The organism is Clostridium sp., assembly GCF_029267215.1.
Lineage (GTDB): Bacteria > Bacillota > Clostridia > Clostridiales > Clostridiaceae > Sarcina.
The window spans coordinates 1-9,354 of sequence record NZ_JARIDH010000058.1; the positions used below are offsets into that span (position 1 = coordinate 1).

The window sequence follows — 9,354 nt, forward strand, 5'->3', positions numbered from 1 at the left end:
AAACTTTCAAGGCAAGCTTACCAGGTATCGTAGAATGCCCACAATGTCATGAAATGAAAATGGCTCATAGAGTATGTAAAAACTGCGGACACTACAAAGGTAAAGAAGTAGTATCAGTTGAAGAATAGAAAGAAAGTCTTATGACTTTCTTTTCTTTATATATAGGAAAAATATATATAATAGAAAAAGGGGGTAAACTCATGAGGATTGCTGTAGATGGAATGGGAGGAGATAATTGCCCACATGCAGTAGTTGAAGGGTGTGTTAAAGCATTAGAAGAGTTTAGTGATATAGAAATAAGTATAACAGGCCCAGAAGATACTTTAAGACAAGAGTTTTCAAAGTTTAAGTACGATAAAGACAGAGTTATCTTTATAGATGCAAAAGAAGTTATTTCTACAAATGAGCATCCAGCAATGGCTGTTAAGAAGAAAAAAGATTCAAGTCTTGTAAAAGTACTTAGACTTGTTAAGGATAAGGAATGTGATGCTGTTATATCAGCAGGAAGTACAGGAGCTTTCTTAACAGGATGTACACTTATTGTTGGGAGGATAAAGGGAGTTGAAAGACCCGCATTAGCTCCAGTTATGCCAGGAAAAAATGGTCCTTTTATGATAATTGATGCAGGTGCCAATGTTGATTCTAAACCATCTTATTTAGTTCAGTTTGCCAAAATGGGTGAAGTTTACTTTAAATCAGTTATGGGGATAGAAAATCCAAAAGTTGGATTGGTTAACATTGGAGAAGAAGAAGAAAAGGGAAATGATCTTACAAAGGCTACTTATCAGCTTTTGAAAGAAGAAAAAAATATTAATTTCATTGGAAATGTTGAACCTAGAGATGTTTCAAATGGTGATGTTGATGTTTTAGTTTGTGATGGTTTTGTTGGTAATACTGTACTTAAGATGTATGAGGGAGTAGCTTCTACTATTTTAAGTATGATTAAAAGAGAAGTTAAATCATCATTTTTAGCTAAATTAGGAGTGCCATTTTTAGCTCCGGCTTTATTGAATCTTAAAAAGAAAATGGATTACAAGGAGTATGGTGGAGCACCATTTTTAGGGGTAAAGGGAATTTGTGTAAAAGCACATGGTAGTTCCGATGCTAAAGCTTTCAAAAATGCAATAAAACAAGCAAGAAAATTTTATGAAACTGACTTAATTGGAAAATTAAGTGATGGAATTACTAAAAAAAGCTTTGATAATCAAAAAAATATTTAAAAAATGTTAAATCCATATTGACTATGTATTTTATATATAATAATATTTTATTAGATTAACTTAGGAGGTGAATTTAATGTTTGATAAGTTAAAAGAAATTATTGCTGATAAATTAAGCGTAAACGAAGATGAAATAACTATGGAATCAACATTTGTAGATGACTTAGGTGCTGATTCTCTTGATATAGTTGAATTAATAATGGCTCTTGAAGAGGAGTTAGAAATGGAAATCCCAGATGAAGATGCTGAGGGCTTCAAAACAGTAGGAGATGTAGTAGAATACATAACTGAGCATACAGAAAAATAATAAAGTCCCGCACTATGCGGGATTTTTGATTTTAAGTTTATTCTTGAATTTGTTTTAAAAACAACTTGAAGAATAAACCTTAAGGAGATGAATTTTAAGGTGAAAGATATAAAAATAACAGAAGTTGAAAAACTAATAGGTATTGATTTTGAGAATAAAGGAGTTTTAATAACTGCTTTAACACACAGTTCTTATGCTAATCAGTTTAAGGATATTAAGTATAACGAAAGATTAGAATTTTTAGGAGATTCGGTTCTTCAACTTTGCGTAACAAAATATTTATTTAATAATTATAAAGACAAATCAGAGGGAGAATTAACAAAGATAAGAGCTTTAGTTGTATGTGAGAATTCACTTCATAAAGTTTCTAAAAAATTATCTCTTGGAAAACATATAAGAATGAGTAAAGGTGAGGAGCTAACAGGAGGAAGAGAGAGAACTTCTATACAGGCTGATGCTTTGGAGGCTGTTATAGCTGCTGTTTACTTAGATAAAGGGATTGAAGTTGCAGATAAGTTTATATTAGATAATTTTAAAAATGTAATTGATCAGGCTATAAATGAAGAAATTATTTTAGATTTTAAAACAAGACTTCAAGAAGTTCTTCAAAAAAATGGAGAGGTTAATATAGTTTACGATTTAGTTAAACATGAAGGACCACCTCATAGAAGAAAATTCTTTACAAATCTTATTATAAATGATGAGGCTATGGGTGAAGGTGTTGGATATAGCAAGAAAGAAGCAGAACAAAATGCTGCTAAGAAAGCACTGCAAAGGTTAGGTGAAATTAAATGGGAAAAAGACACTATATAATTCCTATATTTGTTCCTCATGAAGGTTGTCCACATGATTGTGTGTTTTGTAATCAAGGGAAGATAACTGGAGAAAATAAGGAAGTTATATTAGGTCCTAAGTTTAAACAGGAAAATAAGGTTGATGGTGACTATGTAAGAAGAACCATTGAAGAATATTTAGAAACTATTGGTGAAGGCGATAGAGTTTTAGAGGTTTCTTTCTTTGGAGGAACATTCACTGCTATAGATATTAATAAGCAGAGAGAACTTTTAGCTGTGGCTAAGGAGTATAAAGATAAAGAAATAATAGATTATATAAGATTATCTACTAGACCAGATTATATTGATGAATTTATATTAGATCATTTAAAAAGTTATAGAGCTGATATAATAGAGCTTGGAGTTCAATCTTTAGATGAAGAGGTATTGCATAAATCAGGAAGAGGTCATGGATTTTCTGAGGTTTTAAAAGCTTCTACACTTATAAAAGAGTATGGATTTACCTTAGGGCATCAAATAATGGTTGGTTTACCTTGTGACACTTTTGAAAAAGATAGAGAAACTGCAAAAGAATCTATTAAGATGAAACCAGATATATGTAGAATATATCCAGCATTAACTGTTAAAAATACTCCTATGGAGGATATGTATTTAGAAGGAACGTATAAGCCGTATACATTGGAAGAGGCAGTTACAATAAGTGCTGAGTTATATAAAATGTATAAAGGAAAAGGTATTCAGGTTATAAGAATAGGTCTTCAACCAACGGATAATATAGCTTTAGGGAAGGATATTGTTGATGGACCATTCCACCCAGCTTTTAGAGAATTGGTTGAAAGTAGTATTATAAATGAGAATATTTATGATGTTTTAAAAGATAAAAGTGGAGATGTTCTTATAAAAATTAGCAATAAATCAGTTTCTAAACTTTATGCGGACAAGAAAAGATACTTCAATGAACTGAATAACAAGGCTAAAAATTGTAATTTGAGAGTTAAAGTAGAGAATTCTATGGATGTGGATAAGATTATAATAGAAGTGGAATCAAAAATTTATAAAATAAATTTATAAAAAAGGAAGCCTTGGAGTTTTGTTGCTCTAAGGCTTTTTTTATTGATATTTTAAGCTTCATAATATAAACTTATACCATAAGGAATTAAGTTTAGTGAAAAAGAGGGGAAATTTGAAAAATATACAATGATTTTTGTGATGATATGCTTTTTAGCAATATTATTATGAGTAATGTTTATGTAAGGATAGGAGTGAATATATGTTTTTAAAATCTCTTGAAATAAGGGGATTTAAATCATTTGCTGATAAAACAGAACTAAACTTCAAAAAAGGAATAACTGCCATAGTTGGGCCTAATGGAAGTGGAAAGAGTAATGTGTCAGATAGTGTTAGATGGGTTTTAGGAGAACAGAGTGCTAAGACTTTAAGAGGTACTAAAATGGAGGATGTAATCTTCACTGGTACAGAGTTTAGAAAAGCTATAGGATATGCTGAGGTTTCTTTAACTTTAGATAATTCAACAGGAGAACTTCCTTTAGATTATTTAGATGTTAAGGTTACAAGAAAATTATTTCGTTCTGGAGAAAGTGAATATTTAATAAATAATTCTCCTTGTAGATTAAAAGATGTGGTAAACCTATTTATGGATACAGGAATAGGTAAAGAGGGGTATTCGCTTATTGGTCAGGGTAAAATAGATAGCATTTTAAGTGGTAAGCCGGAGGAAAGAAGAGCTATTTTAGAAGAAGCCGCTGGGATAGTTAAATTTAAATCTAGAAAGGTGGAAGCTGAAAGAAAGCTTAAAAATACGGAAGAAAACTTAGTTAGAATAAATGATATAATTTTTACTTATGAGGAAAGATTAGGACCTTTAGAGGAAGAAAAAAATAAGGCTTTAAGATATTTAGAACTTTCTAATGAACTTAAGCATAAGGAAATTTCATCTATTATGAGTGAGTTACATAATATTGATGGGGTTATATTAAAACAAAAAGAAAAGATTCTAGATTTAAAAGCTTTCAATGAGAAACAAAAAGAAAAGTATAAAGAGGAAAGAGAAAAGTTATTTTCTTTAAAAAATCAATTAGATTCTTTAGAAAATAATCATTCTAAAAAACAAGAAGAATACTTTAATAAAAAAGAAGAGATTAATAGAAATTTAGGTAAGATTAATCTTTTAGCTGAAAGAATTAAAAATATTGAAGATTTAATTTCTAAGAATAAAGAGGAGCTAAAAGACAATAAGAAAAAAGTAGCTACTTTAATGAAGGAAAAAAATCATATAGAGAAGGATTTTGATTCAAGTAAAGAAAAGTTCTCTAAAGAGTTGGTTGAGATAAACAAGTTAGAGGAAGAGGTAAGCTCTTTAAATCTAAAGCTTGCTTCAAAGGAAAAAGAAGTTAAGCATATAAAGGATGAGGAGTTAGAACTTTTAAAAAAAGTTTCTTTATCTAAAAATAAAAAGACAATGCTTGAGAGTGAATTAAATAATTTGCATGAAAAATTAGATTCTTCTAAAGGAAAACAATTAAATTATGATAATTCATTAAAAATAAATTTAGCAACTAAAATAACACTTCAAAATGAGCTTCAGCATATTGAGGAAGAGAAAAAAAGTAAAGAGACTGAACTTAAAGAAAGAGAACTTGAGTTTAAAAATATATTAGAAAATATAAAGAATACTCAAGGAGAATTAAATAAAGTCATAGGAAGAAGTAATAAGCTTGAAGCTAACAAAGAAATGTTAAACAAGCTTGAAAAACAATATGAAGGATATAATCTTTCAGTTAAGAAGATTATGGGAAGTGTTGATTCTGGGAAAGTTAAGATAAATAAGAATAAGTGTAAGGTTTTAGGTGAGGTTTTAGAAACTAAGGCTGGATATGAAACTGCTATAGAGATATCTTTAGGTGGAAATATTTCTAATATAATTACTGAGGATGAAAATATTGCTAAGATTCTTATTAATCACTTAAAAGAAAATAAGCTAGGAAGAGCTACATTCTTACCTTTATCTATAATAAGAGGGAAAAAGTTAGAGCTTAGTAAAAATATAGTTGAAAGTGAAGGGTTTTTAGGAATAGCTTCAGACTTAGTTAATTTTAAAGAGATTTATACAAATGTAATAAATTATGTTCTTGGAAAAACAATAATATGTGATAATATAGATAATGCTATAAAAATTGCTAAGATGGTAAATTATAGACATAAGATTGTTACATTATCTGGTGAAATAGTAAATGCAGGTGGTGCGCTTACTGGAGGAAGTGTTTATCAGAAAAATACTGGTATAATGTCTAGAAAAAATGAGGTTAAATCTTTAGAAGAGGATCTTATTAAGGCTTTAGAAGAGGAAAAAATATTAAGGAAAAAACTTTTAAGTTTAAATGATTCTCAAGAGGAACTTTCAAGAATTAGAAAAGATTTAACTGATAAAATATATGAGAAGAATTTAGATTTAGCAGATTTAAATAATAAAATTAAAAATGTTAATGATGAAACTTTTAAAATAAAGAATTCAATAAAATCTTTAGATTTAGAACTTAAAGATATTGATATTAGAAAAGCTAAAATTGAAAAAGAAATTGAAGTTGTTAATGAAAAGATTCTTAAGGTAGAGGATAAGGGAGTAAGCAACTCTGAAAAAGTTAAGGTTTTGGAAAAGGAATGTTCTGAATTATCTAGATTACTTTCAAAAAAAGGCGAAAAGCTTACTAATATGAAAATAAACAAAGCTAAACTTAAAGAGGTTATTGATGGAAGAGAAAAAGAAGCATCAAGAATAAAATCTTCCATAGAAGAGATTGAAGGAAAGATAATTAGTATTATTAAATATTTAGAGAATATAAAGTCTAATAAAGAAGAGAGCAATAAAGAGATAGCTTTATGTGAGACGTTTGTGAAATCAGAAGAAGAAAATCTTTTATCTCTTGAAGAAAATTTCAAAGCTTTTGAACTTAAAAAAGGAAAAATTAAGGAAGATATTAATTTTGTTGAAAATTCTTTAGAAGTGCTTTCAGTTGAAATCGCTAAGAAGGATGAAGAAGTTCATAGAAATGATATAACATTTACTAAGCAAGAAAATGAAAAAAATATATTAAATAAAAGACTTGTAGAAGAATTTAATACTAATTTTGATGATGAAAAGAATAGATTTAAGCCTATAGAAGATATTGATTCTCATAAGGCTAGAATATCTACGCTTAAAGGAAGAATAACTGGTTTAGGAAATGTTAATGTGAATGCTATTGAAGAGTTTAAAGAAATATCTGAAAAATATAACTTTATATCAATAGAGAGAGATGATTTAGAGAAGGCTAAGGAAGAACTTTTAAATGTTATAGATGAAATGACTTCTAAAATGAGAGTGGTATTTAGACAGAATTTCAATATATTAAATAGGTTTTTTGATGAAACATTTAAGGAATTATTTAAAGGTGGAACTGCAAAACTTGTTTTAGGTGATAGAGATGAGCTTACAGGAAATATTGATATAAATGTTCAACCACCAGGTAAGAAACTTCAAAATATTAATCTTATGTCTGGAGGAGAGAAGGTTTTATCAGCCATAGCCTTATTATTCTCAATATTAAAAATGAAACCTACACCATTTTGTATTCTTGATGAAATAGAGGCTGCATTAGATGATGCCAATGTTAGAAGATATGCAGAGTTTTTAGGTAAGTTTAGAGATAATACTCAATTTATTGTAATAACCCATAGAAAGGGTACTATGGAAGCTGCTGATACTATGTATGGAGTTACTATGGAAGAGAAAGGTATATCTAAAATAGTTTCAGTAGACTTAGACAAATAGAGGAGGACAAAATAATGTTTGGAAAATTATTTGATAAATTAAAAACTGGATTAACAAAAACAAGAGATAATTTAACTGATAAAATAAATGAGGCTTTAAATATAGCAGTTAGTATTGATGATGATATGTATGAAGAGCTTGAAGAAGCTTTAATAATGTCTGATATAGGAATGGATACAACTGTTGAAATAATAGATAGATTAAAAGCTAAAATAAGAAAAGAAAAAATAAATGATGTTGAAATGGTTAAGCCTGCATTAAAAGAAGTTATTGCTGAAATGATGTTAGAAGGCGCAGAGGAAGAGATAGAAGAAGATAATGAGAAAAAGGTTATGCTTATAATAGGAGTAAATGGTGTTGGTAAGACCACTTCTATAGGTAAAATAGCTGCTAAAAATAAAAAAGAGGGTAAAAAAGTATTATTAGCTGCGGCTGATACATTCAGAGCCGCTGCCATAGATCAATTAGATATATGGAGTGAAAGGGCTCATGTTGATATAGTAAAACATCAAGAAGGATCAGATCCGGCGGCTGTTGTTTTTGATGCTGTTCAGGCTGCTAAGGCTAGAGATGTTGATTTATTAATATGCGATACTGCAGGAAGACTTCATAATAAGAAAAATCTTATGGATGAGTTAGCAAAGATTAATAGGATAATAGATAGAGAATTAGGAGACAGAAAGAAAGAAACTCTTTTAGTTTTAGATGGAACAACTGGTCAAAATGCTGTTATACAAGCAAAACAATTCATGGAAGCTTGTCCTATAGATGGAATAATATTAACTAAGTTAGATGGGACAGCTAAAGGTGGAGTTGTAATTTCAATAAAGAATACTTTAAATATTCCTGTTAAATATATAGGAGTAGGTGAAGGTGTAGAGGATCTACAGAAATTCAATGCTAAGGAGTTTTCTGAGGCATTATTATAATATTAGAATTTATAATAAGGTGTTTTATTACAAAAATTAATATGATTTTAAAATAAAAAACACAATGTTTTTCAGAAAAATTTTAAGAAAAATATTATTTGAAGTCTAAAATTGTTTATCTACTTTTATTAAAAAGTAAGTAATCACAGGCTTTTTATAAGATTTTAATTAGCAATATAAGTGTTAAGTGAAAATACTTGACACTTATAAAATTATTTGTTATTATCTTATTCGTGAGCAAGGTGGTTATATGGAAAATAGATTTGAAATATCAATGTTAATAGATTACTATGGAACATTGCTTACGGAGAAGCAGTTTAATGTTATGACCCTTTATTACAATGAAGATTTGTCACTAGCTGAGATTGCTGAGATTAATAAAACCAGTAGGCAAGCAATTTATGATTTAATAAAAAGATGTTGTAAGCAACTTCACTCTTATGATGAAAAACTTAAATTATCAAAGAAATTTGAGAAAAAGTATGGAATTAAAGAGGAGCTTATGGCAGAATTAAATAAGAGCTCTAATTTAGATGAAAATACTAAAAATTACATCAATGAAAAATTAGAGGAAATTATAAACGCTTAGGAGGGTTATAAGCATGGCTTTTGATGGATTAGCGTCTAAACTACAAGACACGCTTAAAAAATTAAAGGGTAAAGGTAAGCTGACAGAAAAAGATATAAAAGAAGCCATGAGAGAAGTAAAACTTGCGCTTTTAGAAGCGGATGTTAACTTCAAGGTGGTAAAAAAGTTTATATCAAGTGTTAAAGATAAATGTGTTGGTGAGGAAGTTTTAAATAGTTTAACTCCAGGTCAACAGGTTATTAAAATAGTTAATGAAGAACTAACAATGCTTATGGGAGAAACAGAGAGTAAATTAAAATACTCAGACAATGGACCAACGGTATTTATGTTAGTAGGTCTTCAAGGTGCTGGTAAAACTACTATGGCAGGAAAACTTGCACTACATTTAAGAAAGAAAAACAAAAAGCCATTACTTGTGGCTTGTGATATATATAGACCTGCAGCTATAAAACAGTTACAAGTTGTAGGAAAACAAATAGATATACCAGTTTTCTCAATGGGAGATAAGGTAAAGGCAGTTGATATTGCTAAGGCAGCTATTGAGCATGCTAAGGACAATGGAAATAATGTTGTTATCATAGATACAGCTGGTAGACTTCATATAGATGAAGAATTAATGCAAGAGCTTAAAGATGTTAAAGAAGTTTCAAATCCAAGTGAAATACTTTTAGTAGTAGATGCAATGAC

Annotated in this window: 9 protein-coding genes; all 9 read left to right on the forward strand. The window is 29.1% G+C overall.

Going from position 1 to position 9,354, the window contains the following annotated elements:
- The coding region (rpmF, locus tag Q1K13_RS10055; protein ID WP_300350334.1) for a 50S ribosomal protein L32 at window positions 1-128 on the forward strand (128 nt) is incomplete at its 5' end.
- 72 nt (window positions 129-200) lie between these two features.
- On the forward strand, window positions 201-1,220 hold the full coding sequence (gene plsX / locus Q1K13_RS10060) for a phosphate acyltransferase PlsX (protein WP_300350315.1): 1,020 nt from the start codon (window positions 201-203) through the stop codon (window positions 1,218-1,220).
- Window positions 1,221-1,296: 76 nt separating this feature from the next.
- Window positions 1,297-1,527, forward strand: a complete 231-nt coding sequence (acpP, locus tag Q1K13_RS10065) for an acyl carrier protein (RefSeq protein ID WP_300350317.1) — start codon at window positions 1,297-1,299, stop codon at window positions 1,525-1,527.
- Between the two features lie 99 nt (window positions 1,528-1,626).
- Window positions 1,627-2,340: a ribonuclease III gene (gene rnc / locus Q1K13_RS10070; protein ID WP_498038043.1), complete on the forward strand. Its 714-nt coding sequence runs from the start codon at window positions 1,627-1,629 to the stop codon at window positions 2,338-2,340.
- Window positions 2,319-3,392, forward strand: coding sequence for an elongator complex protein 3 (locus Q1K13_RS10075; RefSeq protein WP_300350323.1), 1,074 nt, complete (start codon window positions 2,319-2,321; stop codon window positions 3,390-3,392). The genes rnc and Q1K13_RS10075 overlap by 22 nt, the downstream gene beginning before the upstream one ends.
- A gap of 199 nt (window positions 3,393-3,591) precedes the next feature.
- On the forward strand, window positions 3,592-7,149 hold the full coding sequence (gene smc / locus Q1K13_RS10080; protein ID WP_300350326.1) for a chromosome segregation protein SMC: 3,558 nt from the start codon (window positions 3,592-3,594) through the stop codon (window positions 7,147-7,149).
- A gap of 14 nt (window positions 7,150-7,163) precedes the next feature.
- Window positions 7,164-8,078 carry a signal recognition particle-docking protein FtsY gene (gene ftsY, locus Q1K13_RS10085; RefSeq protein WP_300350328.1) on the forward strand — a complete coding sequence of 305 codons (915 nt, stop codon included), beginning with the start codon at window positions 7,164-7,166 and terminating at the stop codon, window positions 8,076-8,078.
- 274 nt (window positions 8,079-8,352) lie between these two features.
- Entirely contained in the window at window positions 8,353-8,667 is a 315-nt protein-coding gene (locus Q1K13_RS10090) for a putative DNA-binding protein (protein ID WP_498038044.1), read from the forward strand.
- 13 nt (window positions 8,668-8,680) lie between these two features.
- On the forward strand, window positions 8,681-9,354 hold a 674-nt coding region (locus Q1K13_RS10095; protein WP_300350332.1), incomplete at its 3' end, for a signal recognition particle receptor subunit alpha.